At 41.1% G+C, this 25,195-nt stretch carries 19 protein-coding genes, 1 tRNA gene, 1 pseudogene and 1 riboswitch; of the genes and pseudogenes, 3 read left to right on the top strand and 18 right to left on the bottom strand.

What is annotated here, in order from left to right; genetic code table 11:
* From Tanf_RS02610 to Tanf_RS02620, 3 genes are read right to left on the bottom strand one after another with little or no spacing between them, the layout of a single operon-like run.
* Positions 1-1,140, bottom strand: coding sequence for an ABC transporter substrate-binding protein (locus Tanf_RS02610; RefSeq protein WP_046824808.1), 1,140 nt, complete (start codon positions 1,138-1,140; stop codon positions 1-3).
* Positions 1,141-1,162: 22 nt separating this feature from the next.
* Positions 1,163-2,263 carry a YncE family protein gene (locus Tanf_RS02615; RefSeq protein ID WP_046824809.1) on the bottom strand — a complete coding sequence of 367 codons (1,101 nt, stop codon included), beginning with the start codon at positions 2,261-2,263 and terminating at the stop codon, positions 1,163-1,165.
* Positions 2,264-2,299: 36 nt separating this feature from the next.
* Positions 2,300-4,282: a TonB-dependent receptor plug domain-containing protein gene (locus Tanf_RS02620; protein WP_236684366.1), complete on the bottom strand. Its 1,983-nt coding sequence runs from the start codon at positions 4,280-4,282 to the stop codon at positions 2,300-2,302.
* Positions 4,283-4,351: 69 nt separating this feature from the next.
* Positions 4,352-4,556, bottom strand: a riboswitch (cobalamin riboswitch).
* Positions 4,557-4,724: 168 nt separating this feature from the next.
* On the opposite strand from Tanf_RS02620, the gene Tanf_RS02625 reads away from it, so the two are divergent.
* Positions 4,725-4,798: transfer RNA gene (locus Tanf_RS02625), tRNA-Asp, on the top strand.
* A 310-nt stretch (positions 4,799-5,108) separates the two neighbouring features.
* Positions 5,109-6,194 carry a site-specific integrase gene (locus Tanf_RS02630; protein ID WP_046824811.1) on the top strand — a complete coding sequence of 362 codons (1,086 nt, stop codon included), beginning with the start codon at positions 5,109-5,111 and terminating at the stop codon, positions 6,192-6,194.
* A 576-nt stretch (positions 6,195-6,770) separates the two neighbouring features.
* On the opposite strand, the gene Tanf_RS02635 is transcribed toward Tanf_RS02630, so the two are convergent.
* The 12 genes and pseudogenes from Tanf_RS02635 to Tanf_RS02685 form a co-directional block, all read right to left on the bottom strand.
* Entirely contained in the window at positions 6,771-7,346 is a 576-nt protein-coding gene (locus Tanf_RS02635) for a hypothetical protein (protein WP_039441065.1), read from the bottom strand.
* Between the two features lie 6 nt (positions 7,347-7,352).
* Positions 7,353-9,527 carry an AAA family ATPase gene (locus Tanf_RS02640; protein ID WP_046824812.1) on the bottom strand — a complete coding sequence of 725 codons (2,175 nt, stop codon included), beginning with the start codon at positions 9,525-9,527 and terminating at the stop codon, positions 7,353-7,355.
* Positions 9,524-9,757, bottom strand: coding sequence for a hypothetical protein (locus Tanf_RS02645; protein ID WP_046824813.1), 234 nt, complete (start codon positions 9,755-9,757; stop codon positions 9,524-9,526). Before Tanf_RS02645 ends, Tanf_RS02640 begins: the two co-directional genes overlap by 4 nt.
* Positions 9,758-9,763: 6 nt before the next feature.
* Positions 9,764-12,034: a DEAD/DEAH box helicase family protein gene (locus Tanf_RS02650; RefSeq protein WP_046824814.1), complete on the bottom strand. Its 2,271-nt coding sequence runs from the start codon at positions 12,032-12,034 to the stop codon at positions 9,764-9,766.
* A gap of 2 nt (positions 12,035-12,036) precedes the next feature.
* A complete protein-coding gene (locus tag Tanf_RS02655) occupies positions 12,037-13,290 on the bottom strand; it encodes a DNA sulfur modification protein DndB (RefSeq protein WP_046824815.1) in 1,254 nt (417 codons plus the stop codon).
* 2 nt (positions 13,291-13,292) lie between these two features.
* Entirely contained in the window at positions 13,293-13,817 is a 525-nt protein-coding gene (locus Tanf_RS02660) for a hypothetical protein (RefSeq protein ID WP_021663292.1), read from the bottom strand.
* Entirely contained in the window at positions 13,814-14,923 is a 1,110-nt protein-coding gene (locus Tanf_RS02665) for an adenine nucleotide alpha hydrolase family protein (protein ID WP_021663293.1), read from the bottom strand. Before Tanf_RS02665 ends, Tanf_RS02660 begins: the two co-directional genes overlap by 4 nt.
* Positions 14,920-18,069, bottom strand: a complete 3,150-nt coding sequence (locus Tanf_RS02670) for a hypothetical protein (protein WP_021663294.1) — start codon at positions 18,067-18,069, stop codon at positions 14,920-14,922. The genes Tanf_RS02665 and Tanf_RS02670 overlap by 4 nt, the downstream gene beginning before the upstream one ends.
* Entirely contained in the window at positions 18,056-18,916 is an 861-nt protein-coding gene (locus tag Tanf_RS02675; protein ID WP_046824816.1) for a DUF4007 family protein, read from the bottom strand. Before Tanf_RS02675 ends, Tanf_RS02670 begins: the two co-directional genes overlap by 14 nt.
* 14 nt (positions 18,917-18,930) lie before the next feature.
* Entirely contained in the window at positions 18,931-20,181 is a 1,251-nt protein-coding gene (locus Tanf_RS02680) for an ATP-binding protein (RefSeq protein ID WP_046824817.1), read from the bottom strand.
* 372 nt (positions 20,182-20,553) lie between these two features.
* Positions 20,554-20,702 (bottom strand): annotated as a pseudogene (locus tag Tanf_RS15445) (lysozyme); the annotation flags it as partial.
* A gap of 75 nt (positions 20,703-20,777) precedes the next feature.
* Positions 20,778-21,203 (bottom strand): DUF3408 domain-containing protein, encoded by a 426-nt coding sequence (locus Tanf_RS02685; RefSeq protein WP_046824818.1) that lies wholly within the window; start codon positions 21,201-21,203, stop codon positions 20,778-20,780.
* A 716-nt stretch (positions 21,204-21,919) separates the two neighbouring features.
* On the opposite strand from Tanf_RS02685, the gene mobA reads away from it, so the two are divergent.
* The gene (mobA, locus tag Tanf_RS02695) at positions 21,920-22,336 is read left to right on the top strand and encodes a conjugal transfer protein MobA (protein WP_262509268.1); all 417 of its coding nucleotides are present in this window, start codon (positions 21,920-21,922) and stop codon (positions 22,334-22,336) included.
* 86 nt (positions 22,337-22,422) lie between these two features.
* Here the strand turns inward: mobA and Tanf_RS02700 are convergent, their stop codons facing one another.
* The 3 genes from Tanf_RS02700 to Tanf_RS02715 all read right to left on the bottom strand — a co-directional run.
* The gene (locus tag Tanf_RS02700) at positions 22,423-22,749 is read right to left on the bottom strand and encodes an RteC domain-containing protein (protein ID WP_080948536.1); all 327 of its coding nucleotides are present in this window, start codon (positions 22,747-22,749) and stop codon (positions 22,423-22,425) included.
* Between the two features lie 291 nt (positions 22,750-23,040).
* Positions 23,041-24,396, bottom strand: coding sequence for an MATE family efflux transporter (locus tag Tanf_RS02710; RefSeq protein ID WP_046824822.1), 1,356 nt, complete (start codon positions 24,394-24,396; stop codon positions 23,041-23,043).
* 96 nt (positions 24,397-24,492) lie between these two features.
* Positions 24,493-25,195, bottom strand: a 703-nt coding sequence (locus Tanf_RS02715; protein WP_046824823.1) for an AraC family transcriptional regulator, incomplete at its 5' end; no start/stop codon positions are given.

Raw genomic sequence — 25,195 nt, forward strand, 5'->3', positions numbered from 1 at the left:
TTATTCGCCAAGCGGAGCAAAGTAACGAAACCGGTAGCCGGGTATCCGATCCGGATGAAAGATGGCAATCAGTTCGGCCAGAAGGTAGTCGGGATGCATCGGCACTTGTTCGTAATAAAGCGATGAGTTTGTGTTACATCCGTAAATACGGCGTTCGCGGAAAGCGTCGAACCGACTGTAAGGGCTGTATTCGGATTGCAAATCGGCGTAGGTCATGGCCGTAGGCTTATTGTAATGGATCAGCCAGAAATCGGCATGGATTGCACGGTCGAGTACGGTTTCGAATGAAAGCGGGGAACTGCCGGTGCCGGGCAAGTCGCGAAAGATGTAATCGGCGCCGGCATCGCGAAAGATATGCGCCATGTAACTCTCTCCGGCCGGGACATGCCACGGTGTACCGAACTTCATGCCCGTCAATAACGTCGGACGGTGCGTGACATCTTCAGCCAGCGATTTTATGCGCAGGTAGTTCGTTTCGGTTTCACGGAACAAAGAATCGGCACGTGCCGAGTGTCCGGTCAGCAGTCCGAGAAACTTGAGCCATTCCGCGCGTCCGAGCGGGTCGGCTTCCATATAATCCGCACATTCGACAATGGGAATCCCGATCTTTTCGACGGGCCCGTAACTTCCATTCTGAAATGGAGAAGCAAGCACTACTTCGGTACCGATCTCCACCATCTTTTCGATATTGGGGGATGTCGCTTCGCCGAGATCGATGATCGTTCCGCCTTGCAAACCGTCTCGAACGGCCGGCACATCAATATAGCGCGATTCGCAGACACCGGCAATACGGTCTGAAGCACCCAGCTCATCGAGGATAGCACAATGTACGGAGGTGTAAACGACCATGTTTTTGACCGGCACGCGGACGATTGTTCCTTGAGGAAGTCCGTCGGGTTGTTGAGCGTCGCGAGGGATAAGCAGGTAACGTTGCAACAGACGGCCTTCGTTCCAAGGGTCGCGTACTTCGACTTTCGTGTAACCGTCGTATGCCGTTATGGTATATCCCGTGGCGTACCTTATCGAATCGGCTGAAGGCGCCTTCTCTCCTCCGGCTGCCGAAGAAGAGCTCTGCCCCACGTTACAGCCGGACGTGAGGCAGAGGAATAACCATAATAGGCAGAAGCAAATGCGTATCATTGGTTTTGTTCTTCAGAAACGATCAGTTAAAGAAAACGGCATGGTTCGGATTTATACCGCCCGATTCAAACTGCTCGATAAATTTGCCGTTACGGTCGAAGCGATAGATCGTGCCGTTTTCGGTAAAGCTCGATGTACCGATATAGATATCGCCGCTATTCGGGTTTACTTCCATCAGGTAAACACTCGTTTTTCCCAGCTTCTCCGGCATGTTAGTCAGGAAATTCGTTTTGTTCAGTGTACCCGTTTTTACGTTATAACTGGAGAATGTATTGGTTGTTTTATAAGGTTTGGAGCTCCAGTCCGTATCGCCGTAGACCATATAAATAATTCCATTGTGTTCGCAAAGATGGGTAGCGTTTGCAATCGTTGTAACCATTCCTTTGGCTACATCGACTTTCTGTACGGGATAGCTATAATCAGGACCATAGCCCTGAACAAAAATTTGTCCTTCGGATTCAAGTACTCTTTGAGGATTCTTGGCTACGATAATAGTTTTCGATACGGCGAACGCTTTTTTGTCGATAACGGTCATCGTAGAATCTTTACCGTGACCGGAGTTAACGGCGTAAATCCAGTCGTTATCCTCAGCAATTCCTTCGGGATTTCTTCCAACCTCAACATACCCTTCTATGTCCAGCGTTGTCGCATCGATTTTAGCGACCTTTCCGCTATACAGCGTCACATAAATCTTTCCGTTATCCGCTACTAACTGGCGCGGAGCACCGTCGCTTTTAGAAAAGGCTACACGCTTTTCTTCGACGCCCGCGGAGTTGAGCTTCAGTAATACCTGAGAACCAAAAACGGATACATACATGTAATTCTTGTACAGAATAACATCCTGTCCCGTATCGCCGAGTCCTTTTTTGTTCTGTTTCATAAAAATATCGGACACGAAATCGGCGTCTTTATTCGGCGCGTAAAAAGCCATACCGGCATTGTTTAGTTTGTGTATTCCTTCATTCAGGATAAACACACGCGTTTTGGGAAGAGTCAAGGTCGATCCGGTGTCGATCAAGGAATCACCTTCGTCGTTATCACATGAGGTAAACGAAAGGCCAATGGCCAACATACAGCATACGCTGAATAATAAACTTCTGATTTTTAAGATTTTTCTTTCCATACTTTTCTTTATTTATGGGGTTAATAAAAATGTTGGTTATAATTTGATTGAAACCGTTGCCCTGAATGATCGTCCGGGCATCGGGTAATATTTAATAATGTCATACTGTTCGTCGGTCAAGTTCACACATTCGGCTTGCACCCGCATTTCACACGAGCGCAGGTGGAAAAGGCGGGAGACGGCGAGCGTATGTTCCGTGTATCCGTTGATGCGGTTTACGGGGATATTTTGCTTCAGGTAATACCGTTTACCTACGGCTACGAGCGTGTAGGCAACATTTGCCCACGGCGTCTCGAAGGTCACGGCCCCACTGCCCGAATGACGTGGCGTATAGGGTATCTGCTGGTTATAATTCTTTGCCTCCGGGTCCGTTCGGTCGATGGCACGCTGATACGTGTAGCTCCCGTTGAGGGCGAGCCGGATCTTGTCGGTGACGGGGGCACCGGCCGACGCGTTGATATCTAATCCCGTGATTTTAACTTCTCCGAAGTTCGCCATCTTCCATACGTAGGTCGAAGGGAAAGCGACGATTTTATCACGGACTTCGTTGTAATAGCCGTCGACGGTCAGACTGAGATGGTCGAGAAAGCGCAGGGGTGTTCCGTTCCATGTAAATCCGACGTTGTATTCGTTGGCGAGTTCGGGACGCAATCCCGTATTTCCGAGTCGCAGGTAGTACAAATCGTTGAATGTGGGCACACGAAACGTCTTTTTATACAGGGCACGAATATAGAAATGGTGCGTAGTGAACGGTCGGCAGGTGAGCGACAGCGAAGGAGTCAGCTTTTTGCGGTCATCCGGCCGGTCTCCGCGTTTCACTTCTTCGGTGACGAACGTGTAAAGCAAAGTCCCGTTTACGGTCAGTACCCCTCGGTGGAAATGCGCACGCAGAGCCGTCAGCGAAGTGTAGCGCACGGGCGATGGATTTTCGTTGATGTTATTGTTCAGCGTATTGATTGCCCCATCCTCTGCCAGAGAGAATCGGAGATGGTCCGTGGCATTGAACTGGGCCGTAGCCGAGGCATAATATTCGTTCTGCGTATTCAAATCAATCTGCTTTCCGTTTTCATATTTAACATCCGTATCTTCGTATTTGTTCCAGGAGTAGGTATATTTAAGTTGTGCCTGCATCGACCATTGGTCGGAGAAATGATTTTTGTACGACGTTTGTGTGAAAAAGTTTTCGTCCCACAGCCGTTCGCGGTTATCATTGTTATAGAGGATCACTCCTCCGGGCAGTCCGCGTTCGGAATTATAGTAATATGCTTTGATGTTCAGATCGGAGGTGTTGCTAAAAGAATGGAAAACATTCGCCTCACTGTGCCATGCGACGATATCGGAATTATATCGCTTCTCACGAGTCCTTAAGGCTCCGTTCTTGAGGATGAACGGATAGGTGCCGTCCGCTCTCAGGAAATGACCGTCGATGGAAACGATGGTCTGTTCGCTGGCTTTGAATGCAGCTCGTAGAAACGGATGGAATTGCCCGAATGAGCCGGTGCGCACGTTGGCTTGTACGCTGTACTTTCGTTTGTCGATAAACCGGGGCATCTCGGTGCGGATGCTTAAGACGGCTGCCGAGGCCGCCATGCGTGCCGATCGGAGCAGGTCTTCCTCCTGTCCGACCGAGAGCGAAAGCATTGAAACGTTATCGAGCGAAAAGCGCCCGATATCGATTTGTCCCGCCTGACAATTGCTGACGGCTACCTCGTCGTAGCTGATGGTTGTGTGATGCGTGCCAAGACTACGGACCGACACCGTTTTCATTCCGCCGATGCCGCCGTAATCACGTACGGTGGTACCGGCAAAGCGTCGCACCGCATCGGCAATATTCTGCAAACCGAGTGTCTTAATTTTTTCTCCGCTGAGGGCTTGTACCGGAACGGTTGCTGTTACCTGTCGCGGCATACAATGAGCCGACACCGTCACCTCGTCGATTCTCCTCTCCGGCATCGTGTCACGCTCCTGAGCGCTTGCCGTGGCGAGAAACAGTGTAAGCATAAAGATGATAACACACATCTTTGGTTTACTTCTTCTGTCAATATACATACGTAATCCGTCTGATGTCAGGCGTTTTGACCCGAAACGTCTGAGTATCCGATTCCGGCAGGTTTTCCGGCTCGTTCCTCCTTTGGTCGGCTGCCTTCCCGGCTCGTATCGAGCCAGTGGCGGATAGATATGCCGAGGTGTTAAGAACTTACGGCTACGGGTACAGCTCCGGTCTTTCACCGGATTCCCTTTTACTAACCGGATACGGAAGCATCGCGGCTACACCGAAATCAGATGCAAAGGTATCATAAAATTGAGAATTATATACAAACAAAGTAAATAAAAATAAAGAGCTTTGGGACAGTTTCCCCATACTGTCAGAAAAATATTGCTCATTTTTTTTGAAAGTATTTGTGCGTTTAAAAAAAAGTATTACCTTTGCACCGCAATTGAGAATTCAATGCAACATATTGGTGTGGTAGTTCAGCTGGTTAGAATACCTGCCTGTCACGCAGGGGGTCGCGGGTTCGAGTCCCGTCCATACCGCTAAATAGCTGAAAGATAGGCTATAGGTCATCTGAAGCAATTTTAGAAACGAATCCAAAAGCGTCTTAATTCCAACGAATTAAGGCGCTTTTTCTTTGTCGCCACCCCACACGTCGGATGAGGTTCGGAATAGGCGTATATTCCGTAAATATGCCTCCGGTGGTTCCATTTTGGTTACAAAAAACAAAGGGGCTGAAAATTGTAACCACAGACGACGTTAAGACGATGTTTAGACGATTGACAAATTACTCTGTTTCAAAATCATATGTCGAACTTTGTAGCCGTATGGTTACACTAATTTTGGAGCAAAATGAAGAGTCAATTTCGTTCAGTTTTTTACTTGCGCAGCAATTACATCAACAAAGAAGGTAAGACGCCCATCCTCATTCGGATTTATCTGAATAAGGAGCGTTTGTCGCTGGGATCTACAGGCCTGTCTGTCAATGTCCAATTATGGGATTCAGAAAAAGAGAAAGTCAAAGGACATAGTGCAGAAGCACTTGAAGTCAATCGAAAGATCGAAGAAATCAGGGCCGATATTCTGACCATTTACAAACGTTTGGAAGTAACAGTAGATGATTTGACGCCGGAGAGAATCAAATCGGAATACTGCGGACAAACGGATACATTAAACAGTATAATGGAACTTTTCGATAAACATAACGAGGATGTCTGGGCCCAGGTGGGAATCAATAAAACGGCTGCCACTTTACAAAAATACGAAAACAGCAAACGGCATTTTACCCGATTCCTCAAAGCGAAGTACAACAGAACGGATCTCAAATTCTCAGAGCTTACCCCGTTGGTCATTCATAACTTTGAGATATATCTGCTGACTGTAGCCCATTGTTGTCCGAATACGGCAACCAAAATCTTGAAGCTTTTCAAAACCATTACTCTTTATGGGCGCAGACATGGATTTCTGTCTCATGACCCCTTTGTGAACAAGCGGTTTCATACGCAAGATTCCAACAGAGGGTTTCTAACCGATGAAGAAATTCAGCGAATCATTGGAAAAGAAATATCCATACCCAGATTGGATTTGGTTCGCGATATTTTCATATTCTCCTGTTTCAGTGGCCTGGCGTATATTGATGTGTCCAATTTAACCGAGGATAACATCGTTGAATTGGACGGACGTGAATGGATCATGACCAGACGCCAGAAAACAAGGGTAGCCACCAATATCATCCTGCTCGACATCCCCAAGAGGATTATCGAGAAATATGCTCCTGTCCGGAAAAACGGTCATCTCTTGCCGATTCTCTCCAATCAGAAGATGAATGCCTATCTGAAAGAGATAGCCGATTTGTGCAATATCCGTAAACCCCTTTCCTTTCACTGCGCAAGACGTGGAAAATTTTATAAACACCAAATAATCAACAGATTAAATTGATTATCAATGAAGGCAGGTAACGATAAGGAAACCAGTGATCTTCTATACTCTACCTTATTTTGCCATTTCAAAGAACCACTTTGTCTGTCGCAAAGATAAGGGGATATCGTGAGAAAATAGAAACCTTTCCAAATTATTTTCGTAAAGCTGTCCGTTGAGGTGGCTTTCTGTTTTCCGTGTATTCTCCTCTTCCTATGATAAAATGAGTCCTTAAAGACTGTGTTTTTTGTTTTGTCCTGCTTCTCTCCCTGCACATCCTCCACTTATGCCCGTATATCATGTCGGGCTCGGTTGTTCGTTGTCAGTGACAAAGGTAGTTTCGGGCTTTCACGGACAAAAAAGGTCGGAGCGGCAAGCCGTTACGACGACAATCTCCACACTTTCATTTCATTGCAGGTAGTATTCTCGCTTTGTTTGTCCTAAGCCCTCCCTTTTTTACGCCACTGAAACGAAAATGACCTCCCCGACGGAAAAAACGTATAAAATGCGGGATATACGAGATGTAAGAAAAAGGAGATAGAACAAATCTGTTATGAGTGAGTATCAAATGTACTTTGTAAAGCAAACTCCATCAATTTAATCCAAAGATTCAGGCTCTTCTTCGTCTATACTTGTTGCAATAGAGGCATTGAAAGCTAAAAATACTTCTAAGAATGCAGTTTCTCTAAAGAAATAATTAGGGGAATCAGTTAGTTTGTCTTCCATAAAGTGAAAACCCCAATTAGCATATTCTTCCATAGTTTGCATGAGCATATCAACCGCTTTGCGTGAGGTCATTTCGCCTTTTTCCAAAGCGATGAAATCAATGTCGGTACGGCTGACAAGGGCGGTGAAAATGTACTCGCGGAGTTTCGGATAGGCTTTCCGTCCTTTGACAGAGTCTAAATTGCCCCAATACTGAATGGGCTGTCCGAAAGTCTTACGTTTTTGCGTGTCTTCTATGAGCGGTCGTTTTTGGTTGAAATAAAGCCCTATAAAAAATGCAACAATGAATATTTCATAACCACCGCCAAAGACTTTACCTCTGTCTTCACGTAAAGAAGTTGCACCACGCCCATAATCGCAAAAGTTCTTGATGATGCTGTCTTCGTATCTTTTTTCCCATTGTGGATTTCGGCTTGCCCACAAATCATATATTTTTTCTGTTGCCATAATTCACTATCTTACTCGTTTAACAACTGTTTGAATAGTTGACAAATCCTTATCATTGAACGGCTCTACTTTCTCAATCCGATAAATAGAACACGAAAGTTTGTTGATTGTGTCGAAATCCAGCGCCTTTTGACCTGTTGCCTTGTTGATATTGAGCAAATCTTTCGTAACGATAACACATTGCTTGTCAATGGTATCTATTACATTGTAGAATGTATCTTCCTTGAAACCGCCGAATGAAGATGTCGGAGCATCAAATATCAATGGATAGTCTTGTTCGCGTTTCAAAGTCGTAATTTGAGAAATAGCAAACAGAACCGACATATACATAGTTGTCTTCAGTGCACCGTTCGGATTTTCGATTCGTGTGCCATTGTCACTATAAAGTTCGATACGTGCTGAATTGTTGATGGTTTTTCTGATTCGGATTATACCGTAGAAGTCGTTTTTGTTCAACTTCTGTAAATACTTGTTCGATTCAGTTTCAAGCATTTGCAAGAAGTTGTTGATGTTCTGCTCTTTTGCGTTTGCAAATGCTTTGGTTATTCGTTCAAATGCAGTATGAACACGCTGATAAACCTGTGTCATTGAACTTGTTGGTTCAAGTTGCGACAGTTTTTCTTGTATTTCTGCCCTCGTACTCTCCTTATATTTCAGAGTGGTTTCCAATTCTGAAACACGGCTTTCGGCACGGCTTTTAGCATCAAAGAAGCCTCTCAAATCGGATATGCTTTTATCTAGCAGGTCTGAGCTTAACCCTGACTGCATCAGCAAATCATTTTGTTCTGTTTCCAACTCTTGTAACTGTTTGTCCACTTCTGTCAACTCGGCTTTTCTTTTGGTGACAAATTCCAAACGGTCTGAAATGGTTGTCGCAATCTTTGAAATCTCCTGCTCCGTGTCGCCACTCAATTTGATTTGGCGAGAATGCAACTCATTGATGAATGAATTGGGAAACAGCGGCTTCTCATCATCTTCTTTCGTACCTGAATTTTTATTGGCTTCCGCTGCTATATGGGCAAGATATTCATTCAGTTTGTTGCACATAAACTCGTAAGCCTCCGAACCTATTGGGGCAGGGCGACCGCAGACTTTGCAAATCTCATCGTCGATCATTTCTTTCATTGTCACCTCATCGGGCAAATTCCACGGCAAAGGAACGGCATCATTGGCGAGTTTCTGAATCTTTGATATTGTCTCACGCTCTCCAGCCTCTTTCGCACGGCGTTCCGTTTCCTGCCTGTCAAGTCTTCGTTTTTCCTTGCTCAATGCAGATACTTTTGCCGAAAACTCTTTTATGATTGCTGGGAAAGAACGCAGAATCCAATATTCATCCAACAGATTGGTGCTGTACTCGCACGATGACCCCACTACCAACTTTATTCGCTTGTCTTTCAGTCCTTTGATGCGCTCTTTTATGGCTTGGTAGCGTTCCGATGTTTCTTGGTTCTTTTCCAGCAATTCCAATTTCGAGGAAAATTCATTGATGGATATTTTCTTTTGACTGAGTTCTGACTTGATATTCTGAATGTCATTTGTGACATCATTCAGTTGTGCATTCAGTTCTTTTGCCTGCTTCGATACTTTCTTATCGTTTTGCAACTCACGATTTGTAGCATTGGCTGATTTTTGCTCGAAATTCGAAGTTAATTCAACCAATTTATCAAAATCCTTAATACCAGAAAAAGTGTCAACCAGAGTTTTCAACGCAGTGTCATTGTCGAAAATATTGAGTTCATTTTCTCCTTTGAACAAACAATATTTACGGATGACAGGTTCGAAACAAGTATTTAGCAGTTTATCGCCAGCACATGAATGTCGTTCTGTACCATCAATGAAATATCCGACAAACTTGTAATCCTTTGTACGAATATTATCTTCGGATATTCTCTCAAAAGTGAAACTCTTTTCTATCTCCTTCTCGCCATCGTGTTCAAAGGTAATGTTTACCGAAACTTCATCGCTTTCTCCAATTTCCAATTCTGATTTACGCTTTTCAGAAATATGAGAATCTTTTCGGCTCTCTCCTGTTGTGTCGAACAACCATTCTAATGCCTCAAACAAAGTTGTTTTGCCATCACCATTGTCTCCAATTACCAAAGTCAGACCTTTTGATAGCGAAAGGTTGTTATTTCCATAATAACTGCGAAAGTTATTAATTCTAATGTCTTTGATAATCATATATTTGCTCTTAGATAGTTACTAACCTCATTGTATATTTCCTTTTCGGTCGCTTTTTCCTCGTTTCGATTGATGATTTGGGCAATAGCTTGAATTACTGCAATATCAGAATCCAATGCATCTGATATTGACATAAAATCATCGGGATTATAGTCATAGAATTTGATAAGCTGTTCATCAGTAATCACAGCTTGTAAAATCTTATCGCCGTTAGTTTGATATGTACTCATATTGCACTAATTAAATATGGATAAATTATAATGATTCAACACATCTTGCAGTTCGTTGTCGGTATCATTCAGATTCTCTGACAATAATGCAAAATCACGGACACGCCTCAACTCGCTTTGCACAAGGCTTTTTTCCAAAGCATAACATTCTTCATCGAACACATTGTCGGGTATTACGATGAGGTCGTGAATGATGGCGAAGCGTTTGTCTTTGTGTGTTCGCAGGACACGACCACGGCGTTGAATGAATTGGCGTGGGTTTCCTGTGCTTGCACAGAAAATAGCCAATTCGCTTCGCGGCACATCAACACCTTCGTCCAAACACTTCATCGAGGTAAGCACATCAATGCTGCTATCGGCAAAGCCTTTGAGCATGGCATCGCGGTCGGTTGATTCGGAAGTAAACTGACGGACAATGATATGGGAATCCATATCACGAACAATGCGGGTGAAATCATCAATCAGATGTTCGGTTTCGGGGTCGGAAGCGATGGTGTCGGATTGGTCGAAAATATCAGCCTCGAAATTATCGGGCTTGTTACCCTCTGGGACATAGACCAATGTGTATTTCAAACTACTTCTTTCTTCCATTCGCTGTTGAACAATCTGTTTAAAAACAGACAACTTATTTGCAGCTTTATGAATGATGCGTTTGCGTTTCAGCAAAAGCATTTTCAAACGTTCCTGGCTTTCCTCATCATGGAAACCCATTATCTTGACTATTTTCTTTGATAGTCCAACATATTCTTCCATCTCGTTTTCAGTCAAACGAACAATGTGCGGATAGTAATAGTAACGGCACAAAGCTCCATTCTGAATAGCTTCTGCCATTGAATACTCGAATGTATAACTGTCGGCACAGCCAAAGAAGTCCATCAGTTTGCGGTTACCCGTATTGTCAAACTGCCTTTCGGGTGTGGCAGAAAGTCCAATGCGGCGCAAATATCTTATGTCTGACAAACGTTGATCCATCAATCCTCCGCCCATATTGTGTGCTTCATCTGCGATAAGCAAAAGTTTGTTTTTGGGGAATTGGTTCAATTCCATAAAAACATTGGATCGAACAAATGAAGCGTAAGTTGATATGATAATGTAAGATATATCATTGTGGGCGTTTGTCATTTCGAGCAAACGAAGATTGGCCACTGCCGATTTCCAATTGTTATACTTCGAGCAGACTTTTATAATAGTACTGAAATTAAACTTCTTACATTCAATTTCCCACTGTTCGACAAGTGTGATTGTCGGGACAAGGATAATGGCTTTGTAGTAGTCTAACTTGTTGTAGATTTCAAGCAGACAATTCAATGAAGTGATGGTTTTTCCTGTGCCTGTAGCCATGGCAAACAAACCTTTCTGTTTGTTGCTCTTCCAATTCTCGAATGCTTGTTTCTGATATTCACGCGGTCCAGATTCGTAGGGGAAACGAGGTCTGCCGAAGTCAATTGGCTCAATGGTTTCGCCTTGCTTCTTTATCCTCTCAATCTCGATTTCAACCTTGCTTTTAGCTTTACTCAATGCTTTTATTATTGATTTTGGCAATGATTTATCGGCAATATCCTGTTGGATAAATTTGTACTCATCTTCAAGCAAATCTTTCAGTTCCTTGTTCTTGAACGATTCGGCAATATGGGTTTTTACCTTGTCTGTTGGTACAAAAATAACATTCTCGTCTTGACCATCAAATACAAGTTCAAATTCACAATTGATTCTTTTTATTGTTGCGGATGCTGGGTTGCTATCCCAATCGCAGAAAGCCGTAAGGCTTTCGATGTTGTCAATCAATGCCGACCGTGAAAAGTTGCAAGAGCCATCGAACCCGACCTTATTCACACCATCGCTAAAAATGCCTGTTTTGGTGTGAGAAATGCCAATGCCGTCTTTGGGGGCAACGATTCTTATATCAAGTCGATTGTTACGGATAAGCCACGCAAGACAATCGAAGAAGTGAGCATCACGCTCCGAAAGTGTGTTTTTCAGTTTCTCAATGTCTGTAATATCAAAAAACGGAATTGGTGTATCAAGTTCACCGTTGGCAATGGCGTTTTTGTCCTGTTCGGTAAGAATGTCATTTACAATCAGATTCATACGACCACCATTGTAGAGGAAAGAGGCGAAACCGTCTGCCAAAACATTGATTGCGGACGAGGAAAAGAAGCCTAACATCAAATCGAACTGTGTGGCATTGCAAAGGCAGTCAGAGAAGAAACCTATCGGCTCCCACTCTGTCCGCGATTTAAAATGGCGGTGTGCCGGAAATGTCACATCTTTTAACATAGTTACAATCTTATTGTAGCTATTCTTCGTTCTGCCTCAGGCAGTTCTATATTGAATATTGTTGCGTACTTACTTATCATATTAGTCTTTTCTCTTTCGGTTAAAATGCTATCATCCATCATTTTTATCAATAGGGAATTAACCAATGATTGGTTTCTCATAATCATCTTTCTAGTTATTGGATTCCATAATATCATATCCCACATGTCAGAATGAACATTACGATTCAAATTTACATAACCAGAGATTATCTCATCGAATGACTTATTTGTTGCTAACAATATTCTAGCAACAGCCTCAACAAATGGCAATAAACCGATTGGACGGAAAAACAGATTTCCTCCATTTTCTGTAGAACGTAGTTCTGCAGCTGGATTATCTGAATTATTATTTATGTATGCCTCTATCTCTTCAAAAGTAGAATTCATACAATCCCAGAAACCGACCAAATACCGATTAAATTCAGCAATAATATCATCAGATGGTCTATATTTTAACTGATCTTTTATTTGAGATTTTACATAACGATGCCGTTCTTTTTGACATTTGAATACCCAGTAAAGCACAAGATGACATTCATATAATGTCATCAATGAAGTAAATGCTTTTTTATCTGACTGAGGAATTGATTTATTATTACTCGCCTTTATCCTTTCTCCCATAAACAAGGGGTATGTTTCCAATAAATCTCGTGTAACAATAGCAACCGTATCATCCTCATCAAGAGCAATAATGTCTCCTAAACGAACAGGTTTAACATACCTGTTAAGCGTTGAAAAGATTCTCCTAGATTTTTTCATTCCTTCTGTTGTATTTTGATGACCTATAAGCATCACACTAATGGTCTCATTTTCCAACTCTCTATTTTCCAACAATGCAGCTCTGATTCCTTCTACTCTATGCTGACCATCAACTGGAAAAATCTTTTCACGACCAGAGAACTCCAATAATCCGATATTTGGGTACTGATTATTTTCTACCTCAAATCGAATTTCTGTCCACAAAGGATCTCCATCATAAACGGCAAGAACAAGGCTGTCAAAAAAGCGGTCTTCACGGTTTAATATATACTCTTTTATCCTTATGTAATTATTGGAGAGAGAGCGTTGTATCTGCTCTTTTAATGAATTAGCTGTATGTAATTCATCATCAACCTTTTTTACCATCCTGCTAATTTGCCCGAAGGACATAGTGGCACAATAGTAAACAGTATTTCCAATTCTTCCTTTTATTGCAGGTATTTTTGTTGGTTCCATGATTAAAATGCCTTTTCAGTTGGTTGAACATCTAATTTATCTGGTATTTCCGAATTAAATGGAGGTCTTATTGCACGAATAAGGGCAACCTCATCTTTATCTATTTGTTCATTATTTGTTTCTGGATAATAACGATAAAACAGATAATCTTTCCAGTACTTTTTCATTCTGACAATATCTGTCCTTGATTCATCAGAATCATATTCTTTTGCCCGTTTACGAATATGTTGTCTTCCTTCTGAATAATGACACCTACCGATGTAAACAACATATTTTTCAATAAATGGAAGATTAATCCCTTTAAGATAAAACATATATATACCACCTGTATTCGTTGGTAGATTCTTAATACTTTCAGAAATGACCCCTCCTTCATAATATTTTATTTCTTCTGACCACTTAGCTTCATCTGAGATTGGATTTAAATCATCAATTTTATTATCTATCCAATGAGAGGGATTATGATAGTAGATTATATCATATAACTTATCCTCGTCATACAAATTTAAAAATGCCCCTTTTCTCATATAAAACAATTTGCACATAAAACATCATTATCATCATCTGCGAATATATCTACCAACAAAGAATTGCTGTTCATCTTTGCTCTTTGTTCTTGTCGTTTGATAGCATCTAACTTAATTTGACGTATGCGTTCAGGCTTAATTAAGTCTTCCAAACTCTCGCCTTGAATCCATGTGTAACCATCCTTCTCGTATTCCATTGCCTTTTTGAATAGGTCGGGGTGTTGCTCATAGAGCCAAATCCATTCGATTTTCTGCTGGTAGAAACAGAAATAGCAGCCTGATCGGCTTCGGCAGTATGTTCCAATTTTTCCATCAACTTCAAAAGGTATCTCTTCATAATACGCGGGAACTCCAACTCCACTTTCGCGCAACAAACGGAATATATCTTCCTTTACAAGAACCTCATCATTATCTATTAATGGAAATGAATCCAATTTTCCCACAGGATACTCTGTAGTCTTTAGATACTCAAAAACTACGCGGTTGAATAATTTTACATCAATATCAAGCAAAGCATTAAGCGTTTTAGAATAGTAGAACTGTTTATTCAGAGGTCTTTTCAAGATCTCCATAATTTCTTCCAATTGGAATTCAGAACAAAATCGATTATAGATATCAATTATTTGTTCCCGCTGATCATTATGCAGAGCCTTATTGATAATATCAATACTCCAAATATTTCTCCTGAATGGAAATACAGCTTGGATATTGGGTTTTGAGGAAATATAGCCATCACGATTTTCATCACCACGTATACCGACATAGGATACAGCATAGTCATCTCCAACAAATCTTTCAAATTCAGCCAATTTCATTTTTTGCGTGCACCATCGAGCCTGTGGAGATGGAAGAAATCCACCACAGGCTTTTAGAAAGTGGTCAAAAGGAGTTGCCTCTGGACTGCCTTCTGCTGCACGTAATCGCTTAATACTCCCTAAATAGGCTTCGAGTTTATCTATTAGTAACTCCGTCTCTTTCAACTCACAACCTGTGTCAGAATTGTAATACTCTATCTTCATATGAGGGTATTTATGCTTTAGATAGATGGAAAGAGCTGCACTATCTTTCCCTCCCGATATGCCGAGTATATGTCTCACCTTTATCATTTCATTTTCTTCTTCAATAGGTTCATCAATGCATAAATGTTGAGATTGACATCCTCCGACAATAACTTCTCAATTCTAGCTTCTAATTCTTTAGAACGTTTTTTTTCTTCGACACTTACTTGAAAAGACATCGCTTCTGAAACAACAGAGTGTTTTTCACACTCTCGGAAGAGATATATGATATTGTCAACGAGTTGTTCCTCTTGATCATCTCTCAAACGTTCAAGTGGTTGATCCAGCGCAGCATAAGCAATACTTTGATACCATTCTTGTCGATTGTCGAATTCTGCCATAACGTGATTATAGAAATCACGTTGCTTGTCTGAAAGGAGATGTTCTTTTATGTGTGAAAGACGTTGCCGAATCTCTGTAATGTAATCTATATATTCATACTCTTGAAGTTCAAGCCGTTCAATTATCTGTTCCTCTATTCTGTCTATCAACGAAGTATAACACGAGCGAAGTTCTCTCACTGCTTTTTGTATAAGGTGGCAATAGTTTGCAACAAAATCCGTGTTGTTTAATGAATTCTTGTCGTATCCTAATGCTTCAGGTAAATCCTCAAAGAATGTCTTCTCAGGATCTTTCGCCTTGGCAAGTACGTCTCGAAAACGCAGAGTTGTTATATGATCAAACTTGCAAGTGTGCTTAGCATAATCATTCAACTGATGATAAAATACAAAGAATGGCTTGATAGTTTCAATAAACTTATTGCTATTTATCTTTTTACTCTCCGGCGCATGGATAAACTTGCGATACTGATTGTAGAATTCAATCTTTACCCCATCCTCAGCATACGCCTTGATAGTAAAATCAGAGGGATGTTTTTTTAATAAATCAAAAAACTCCATATTGATTTCAGGGATATACACGCCATTGCTCCCAAAAAGAGAATAGTCAAGCCTTTTTATAAATAAATAGGTCGGGATCCAAAAATCCAACACTCCCATTTTTATCTTATAGGGCTGCTCTGAGAGTATTTTTATCAGCTCTGATATTTTACGTGGTTTTTCCTGAGTGCTACGAAGAAAATTCTCACATGCATTCCAAAGTGACATCATACCATCCACTTGTGGAGCATCCGCAAACTCTCCGTATTGATGTAACCCCGTCGTTTGGAGTAGTGTGTAATAGATTGTCTTCTCTGGCGGATATTTATCTTTTTCCCAACTGAGGTCCTCTTTATCCGCATATAAAATGAGAGCTTGCAGATATTTTACACGTGCAGCAGATATACTAGCACTCAGTTTTTGACGATTAATAAGTTCATTGTTTATTACAGGAGTGAGGAAATATACATCATTACAAACATCAGAAAGCAAAGCATTAAAATCTCGTTGGCTACTAATCTTTTTCTCCATACCTTTATAAAACCACGTTACCTCGTCATGATATGAAAATAGACTGTTTTTTATCTTTTTGTTCAGCAAATTCTGTTCATACATTCTAAGGTTGCGAATTTCACTCAAGGCAACATTATCAGTTTTGTCTATCAAGATTTTTTCTACGATATAGTCATAGATTTGTATTTTGTGCAGATGTTCAATGATTGCTTCCGTATGGTTGAAGACTGCAAAGACGATCGCATGCTTACAATCTTTACTGAAACTACTTACTTCATCATACGTATTTTCACGGGTTGAGAAAATTAATTCAATAAAACCATCAACCTCGTTCGCAGGAGGCTGACCGAATGGCTCATCATAAAGCCTATACTCAAAATAGCGAGGTGTCCCGCTGTGATAATAATATGCTTTGACTGGAGCTACACGATTCTTGAATTCCTTTCGAAGTAAATCAATAGGATGTATTGGAACAGGAATAACAGCAGAAGCCTTTATAATCTCATCTTCAATGTTTATATCTGTCCCTTCAAATAGAATGTATCGTGCTTTATATTCTGCGTATCGTATGATGCGGAGATTAATGAGTTGTTCTAACACAACCTCTGCCATATCTATAGCCATCGCATATTTCATATATTCAATAAGTTGCTTCCTTGGCATAGAAAAACCTGAACTGCCAAAAATATTAAGTAGTCCGATAGCCTTTACTGTTTTTAAGGCAGCTGTCATTGACAGATCGTTTTCCCAATTAGCAGTTTCGACACGCTCAATGGCAATAATAATAGCCCTCCATCCCATTGAATCTGCATTTACATCGGTTAAATACGAATGAAAGTTTGCCACAAGATAATCATAAACAACACTTAAATTGTATGTACAGGTAGGTGTAGGAGTGAAATTACTTAAAGAATCAGAACTTTTGGAATTAAGGAATGAAAATAAGGAGCGTTCATTTTGACCATATTTCTGAATAGCCTTAGTGAGTATAATCGCAGAGAATGTATCTAAAGGAAAAAGCTTTTGCATTGTTCCTTCCTTGAGAGTAGGTGCAATAAATTTACATTGCAAAGCAATTTCATAGATAGAATGGGTTTGTATACTAAGTATATCGGTATTATTACGCAATACCTCTGCCGCCATATACAACAGTTGCTCCACTGGCTCCGCAAAAACCACCTCTTGGAAACGCCCTTTTACTTTTGCCCATTCGTTTTTTTGAACAATATTCAGCTTTGAAGCGTATGCACTAAAATTCTGATGAAGAGTTGTAAGCAGAAGTATATTTCGTCCTGGAACATTGACGAACTCTGCCAACTGTTGTATAAAGTATAGTTCTTTCTCAACCTCATTTTTGGCAGCATGTTCAAGAATCTTGCCAAACTCATCTATAACTATTACGAGCATCTTATTATGCTTCTTCAGTCGGTGATAATAGTTACGCAACATCTCTATAGCTGTATCCCCATTAGTCTTCTTGCTCAATTTCTTAATGAGCAAATAATCTAGTGGATGATACTCTCCCACTATATTTAGAACATCAAAGCCACTAACTGGTGCTAGTACTCTTGAATTTTTTATCAATACATTGTATGTATCCGTTCCTATCAAATCATGCTCCAACCTGAGTAGGAAACACGATTTTCCAGTACCGTATGTACCAATAATGGTAAAAGAGTGTATGCCAGTCTGATATTGGCGGACAATTTCTCCCACCACTTTTTCTACATTAGGTGTAACAATATACCTATCGCTACCTGTGACTCCTGATTCTATGTTGGCTGACAGACTAAAATTCTTCATTTCTATAGTAGTGTTTAAGAACTTCACTTGGTTTCAATTTATGAAGAAATTGAACTTGACGTAATCCTGCTGTGTCGGAATAACGAAATACATCTGGAAATAGTTCTTGTATATCGATGAGCATATTTATGAGTTCCATATCAGTTAGGCAGAATATGCTACCTATGGTTTGCAGCATATCATAGTCTACGCTATCATTATCTCCTTTCTCTCTCACGATTGCGTAGAGCAGAATCTCAAGCGGAATTTGACGCTTCCCCTCTACATTAAAAGAATATTGCTTTTCGTCTCCTGATAAACGAATCAAGTCTAGATCTGTCATAAGGACAGAATAATCTTCCATAGATAAAGTTTTGTGTGAGAGAACATAATTCTGTAGAAGCACTCCAACGTCTTTTTTTACCGTATTCTCATTGAAACTCTTCAATTTCCCTTTTTCCGTCATCGTACGCTTCACAAATGCAACAACGTGTTCACGATCAAAGGTGAGACGTTCGCGTTGGAAGTTTGTAAAAAACAATCTATAAAGTGTAGCTTCTCCTGTGCTTATAAGTGTATAATGTAAAAGCCAAAGTGTCCCAAGATCTTCAATGAATGGGTCTGTGCCATTATTAGAGTCAAATATAAGATGAGCAATGTCTGTTAGTCCGTCATCATCAAGCATTCCAAATGCTCTCATCCAATAACGTATAGAGGCGACCATATTCTTACCAACTCCGAGTTTGACAATAGAATAAAGTTCGTTCCAGTCATTATTCTCTAGTGCAAAATCATACCCCTTCTTAAGCCACAAAGCTTTGCAAGGAAACGATTCATGTCCGGAAAATGTATATTTATTTATAAGCATAATGAATTCTATATTTATAATTCTAGGGAGTTTTCGTTAAGCAGGAAATCATAAACACTAATTGTGGTTATTCCCTGTTCATCTCTTGTAACAGGACATTCTTCACCTATTACGATTATCTTTTTGAATGAATCATCCACTTTTAATAAAGATGCTCGCTCTTGTTTCACTTTTTCATCTGTTCCCATTCTGTATGCGGATTGAATGTAGTACCTTCGGCTTCCAAGATTGCAGACAAAATCAACCTCCAAAGTGGAACGTTGTCTTTTTCCATCTTCTTTGACATTTACAATAGGAACTGCTCCAACGTCTACATTAAATCCACGAACACGCATTTCATTATAGATAAGGTTTTCCATCAAATGGCTCTTTTCATATTGTCTGAAATTGATACGAGCATTGCGTAGCCCTAAATCCATGAAATAATATTTGAAAGGAGAGTTTATATAGCGTTTGCCCTTTATATCATATCGAGTTGCCTTTTCAACAAGAAAAGAATCACATAAATAGTCGATGTAATCCTTTATTGTGTCATAGGATATAGATGATTTTTTCTCACTGCGAAATGAATTTGCAAGTTTATTGGGATTTGTCAATGCACCGATACCAGACGCCATAATGTTGATAAGTTCTTCTAAATCATCATTTTTTCTTATATCATACCTATCCTTAATGTCCTTGATATAAGTTTCCTCAAACAGAGATTTCAAAAACTTAACTTTTTGTTCCTCTGTAGTACATGACAGAATTTGTGGCAATCCTCCATATAGCAGATATTCATTTAACCCGGCTTGAATAGAGCCTTTATATGCAGACATATATTCATGGAAACATAATGGGAACATTTTTACTTCATATCCACGTCCTCGAAACTCTGTTATAATATCCTTCGAAAGAAATTTTGCATTGCTACCAGTAACATATACATCAACATTCTGCATCTTGAGAAAACCATTGAGAACGTCCTCGAAATGATCAAGCATCTGAACTTCATCCAGTAGCACATAATACTTCTCTTTATCTCTAATGCAATTTTCAATATAAGAATACAAATTGTCTGGATTTCTTAAATCTCTATTCTTGAAATCTTCAAGATCCACTTTTATGATATGATCTGATGTAATTCCTTGTTGTTCAAGATACGATACAAAAATCTCAAACAGGAGATACGATTTTCCACATCTACGCATTCCTGTTATTATTTTAATCATACCATTGCCTTGCAATGAAACCAATTCGGCCAAGTAGTTATCACGCTTTATCATCCCTGTAATCGAATTTTATGTGTAACCGTCTCGTAATTCTCGACTACAAAAGTAGTGTTTTTCTATCATTCCAAGAAAGATTTCTCGAAAAACATGTGTAAAAGCACAGAAATTTAGAATAAGAGGAAGATCTAGATTATTCTACAAAATCCTCATATACCTGATATTTCCTACTTTATTCTTACTTTTAGGAAGATCGTGTTATACCTTTAATTTTACAGGAGTACAATCTTTACCACTAAAGAACAAGGGGATATAGAAGATCGAAATAGTCATAACTCTATATATTGGTATTGGAAGAGCGCACAGAAGTAAAGAATGAGGCAAGAACATGCCCCTTGCGGAGCATAAAAATGTCGCAAGAGGTGTATTTACATAAAACAGGGCACACTCCACATTTCGTCGTTCGACTAGTCCTCGCAGGACTTTGCCCTTGTATCGGCAGAAAGAGACAAATTCCTGTCTCCCGACTCTATCTTCGGTAACATTCTGCTCGTGGGATGTTTGCCGCATCTCAGTAAGCTAACCCTTCGGTGTTGTAGGGCAATACGACAAGGAGAAAAACAGTTCCATTTAAAACATCTGAAGATAGGAATTTACAATAACTTCTTGAACTTCATCTCCGCTAATCTATTAATTTCATCCTTGTAAGTTTCAAGATGATGGAGGATGATGTTCTCCACATAGATACCAATGGTCATATCTCTGTTTCTCATCGACATGACTATCTCCGCCAACGTGTCCTGCAGCTCTTTGGCAATATAGATAGTCTTGCGATTTTTCAGGGTGTTTCGACAGATGAAAAGGGATTCATAGTCTCCTTTCGCGACCATACGCTTTTCTCGCTTTTGGCTTTTCACGAAATCCCTTGCTATTGGTGCATCATCTGGGAACTCCGATTTTTCTTGTTTTTCTTCCTGAGAGCTTTTCATCTCACTCTCTTTTCTTTCCATAGGAATACCCTGTGAAATAAGTTCTCGGATGGCAACGGGATCAACAGTGCCAATTTTCTTCTTTGTCATACTCTTTTGGTTTTAATCGTGATACATTCTATTGGTCACTTCAATATAGGCATATTCACTTCTTTGAAAGAATCTGCCTTTTATCGGATATTGGTACAGCTATGGGGTTACTTCCGCATAGGCACGACCTCCTGCCTATGTATTCCGGCAGAGGTTCTCATTTTCGTTTATCAGGACAATCGTTCGATTGCATCCACTTTTGTACATTTATACGTTCGAGGATCTCGTTCATCGAGAGTGGATATTATCGAAGATATATACCCTCGCAGACACATTCGACAATGCAAAAATATGGCTTTATGGTACTGTTGTCAGTAGCTTTTTGCTAACTGCGTACTTGTGGCTTCGATTTGCGTATTTGTGACCCTGTGAAAGGTAAGTGGTTTAGGCACAACGCTTAGTAACTTTGCCTCCAAGCGGTAAACTGAAGCCTTCGAGGCATAAAGCGTTCTTTTTTTGAGTGAATCGTTTTCCGTCCTTCACGGACGGATTTATTTGCGTCGGAGCAAATAGCAAGGTATGTTTTATGCAGCACGACTCCGTTTTTGCTGCATAAAACCCTTGCTCTTGGCAGAGGGCGGAACACCTCCGAAGTCGGTGTTCTCGATTGGAAATTTTCGTTGTCTTGAAGGCTGTTATATTGCAAACGCTCTCCAATGGAATTAGCACGTTCTGTTTCCTGAAGAGAGAATTATAAACCATTAAAATCAGAAGTAATGACAAAGAGAAATGTGGGACGACCTCCCAAGAATGAACGAGCCAACCATTGTTGTATGGTTCGATTTACGGACACTGAATTTGCTCGTTTCCTGACGTTATTCGAACAATCAGGGCTTCAAAACAGAGCCGCTTTCATCAAAGCAAGGGTCTTTAACGAGACATTTCGGGTGATAAAAGTCGATCGTTCATTGCTTGACTATTATCAGAAGCTGACGACTTTGTATGGACAATTCCGCAGTGTCGGGGTGAATTACAACCAGACAGTTGTCGCTTTGAAGAGCAATTTTACAGAAAAGAAAGCCCTTGTTATGCTCGCAAAGCTGGAGAAACTGACACTTGAATTGGCAATAATCGGAGGGGAAATCGTGCAACTGACTCGTGAATTTCAAGAGAAATGGCAACATCGGCAGTAACCATTTTACATCGTACCGTTCTTTATGGATGAAAAAATCAGGCTTCCATCTCGTTTGGGGAAGCCTGATTGATTATTTGCATGCAATTACCGCTTTTTGAATTTTCTGCCTTTCAGGTCACTCTCTACCATTCGTTTGTTCAGTTTCTCACGGAGTTCATCAAGGAAATAGGTGCGGCTGTCATCCTTGCGACGTTTTATATTCATATAGACGTTGTAGCAGTTCTTGATTTCCACACCGAAGATTTCAGAAAGAGCGTCTGCCAGTTCTTCTATACCGATTTCACCATCGTTGATACAGTCACAGGTGTCGAGTGCGTAAAGCAATTCAACTAAATCTGTCGCCTTGCCTGTCCAACGGAGTTTCTGAACTGGTTTGACGGGCAAAACAGGAAGAAGCCCCTGCATTCGCACCTTCAGCAATTCCAGCTCTGTGTCAATGACAAAGAGTAGCTCCAATACATTTTTTCCCCTCTCCGTCCATCAAGTACTTCTCTTGCAAGGTTTGTAAACGAAAACGAGTATAGCGGAGAATACGAAACAACGAGACAGTATCTTCTTCTGTATCACATAGAGCAACAACCTTTAATATAAAGTTGTCTGACGCCTTTTGTATCTGTTCTTTTGTAGAACAAGAAGAGAGCATTATCTTAAAGTTTTCTGTTTGAATAAGTCTTAGCATAATCATATCTTTTAAGTTCAACATTATAAATTCTCTGTTGTGAGATGTGATTGATGACCTATCTCCCCGTGAATTCGGACGGCAAAGAGCAGCGTCATCAAGGTTGCAAAGACATCGGCGACAGGCTGGGCATAGAGTACTCCGTTCAATCCCCAATACGATGGAAGCAGCAATATGGTGGGGATAAAAAAGAGTCCTTGCCGTCCGATATTAAGCAGAAGGCTCTGCCTCGCCCTTCCGATTGCCATATATAGTGTGGAATACACAAATTGAAAACCGAATGTGAAGAACATGATGGTATTGGCTCTAAGCGCAATTCTTACTATTTCTTGCATTGTTTCGTCTTTGCCGAAACAGCTGATAACAGGAGAGGTAAATGCCATTATGAGTATGCTCCAAAGCACACAAAACGAGGTTGTGAGTATCAGGGAATAGTGCACCGCTTCCTTTAATCGTTGGAAATTGCCCGCTCCGTAGTTATAGCCTGCCATCGGTTGCAGTCCTTTGACAAACCCGAAGACCACGTTTGTTCCCAATGTGACGATTTTCAGGACGATACCTATAGCCGCGACAGCCTCTACACCATATTTCACGGCTGCTCTCTGCAACAGACTGATAGAAAGAGTTTGGAGCAATTGCAGAAAGAGCATCGAGATGCCTATCTTGATAATGTCTGCATACATCCTTATCGTGGGAGCGAACAGGATAAACGATACTTTCACCTCTGCTTTCGAGAGGAAGAAGCGAATATAAATGATTGTTGTGATAATTCTTGAAAGAATGGTTGCCCATGCTGCACCTTCCACGCCCCAATTAAAAGTGTAGATAAACAAAGGGTCTAATGCGACATTGACGATAGAGCCGATGATCATTGCCGACGCAGATGTTTTCGACACACCCTGCGAAATGATGATATTGGACATTGGCACATTCAACGCCCCTATGACACAACTGATGATGAAAAGTCTTCCGTATGCTTCTGCCAAGTGCATCATTCCCTCGTTTGCTCCCATAAACAACAGGATGTCCGGCAGGAACGCATTGCATACAAGGGCAACGAAAATAGCCAATATCAAAGAAGTAATCACCGAGACGGAAGCGACCTGACCTGCCTTGACAACCTGCTTCGCCCCCAACAAGCGGGATATGTACACTCCGCCTCCGACACCGAACATCAGCCCTATCCCGAGAAACAACAGCGACAGAGGGAAAACGACCGATACTGCGGCAACGGGAAGAGTTCCCAGACGTGCAACCCAGAAAGTGTCCACCACATTGTATATCGCCATAATCAGCATTGCGATGACAATAGGTATCCCCAACTTTGTCAGGGCTTTAATCATATTTCCTTCTTGCAGAATATTCGCAGCGTTGTTCATCCTTGTAATCCGTATCTTTTTAAGTAAATAAAGTTCGCTGCAAAGGTACAGAGGGATACAGGCTGTCGCAATAGATGGACAACGGCAATGATAGCACTATTCGTGGTAAGTCCTTCTGAAGAGCGTGGGAGAAACGCCTACAACCTTGGCAAACAGTCGTGTGAAGTAGGAGTAATCGTCAAAGCCCAGACTATGCGCAATCTCCTTGACGGAGGCTGTCGTATAGACCAACTTCCGCTTTGCCTGCAAAATAATCTCATCTTGGATATGGCGGCTCACGCTTGTCCCCAGAACGGCATTTACCGCTTCATTCAGATAGGCAACGGTAATGTTCAGCCGTCCGGCATAGAATGATGGCGAACGGTTAATTCGAATATTGTTTTCCAGCAAATCCCGAAATTCCCATACAATCTCCTTGTGTCGACTCACAGTTCCCTGCAATTCGGATTGAACCTTTATCGCATTTGCAACGTTCTCCACGACCAATCCCACAATGACGGTGGTCAGTCGTTGAACGATTGCTTTGGCAGATGGATTTTCCATGCAACTCAATTTGCGGTCGAGAAGCGATAGTAATAGTTTCAATTCTGATATGTCTGATAGTTGAATTTTGGAGCAACCATATCTCTCAAGCGTTCGTTTTTCCTCCTTATCCACCAATACCGAGTCGACAACCAAGAACTTTGCGGAAAGATTGAAAGCGTCGATGATACGGTGTACTTGTCCCGGACGGATGATAGCCAGGCTTCCTTTCCCGAAAGTGTATTCCTCAAAATCAATATTCAGACGGCATTGCCCA

Source organism: Tannerella forsythia (assembly GCF_001006485.1).
Classification (GTDB): domain Bacteria; phylum Bacteroidota; class Bacteroidia; order Bacteroidales; family Tannerellaceae; genus Tannerella; species Tannerella forsythia.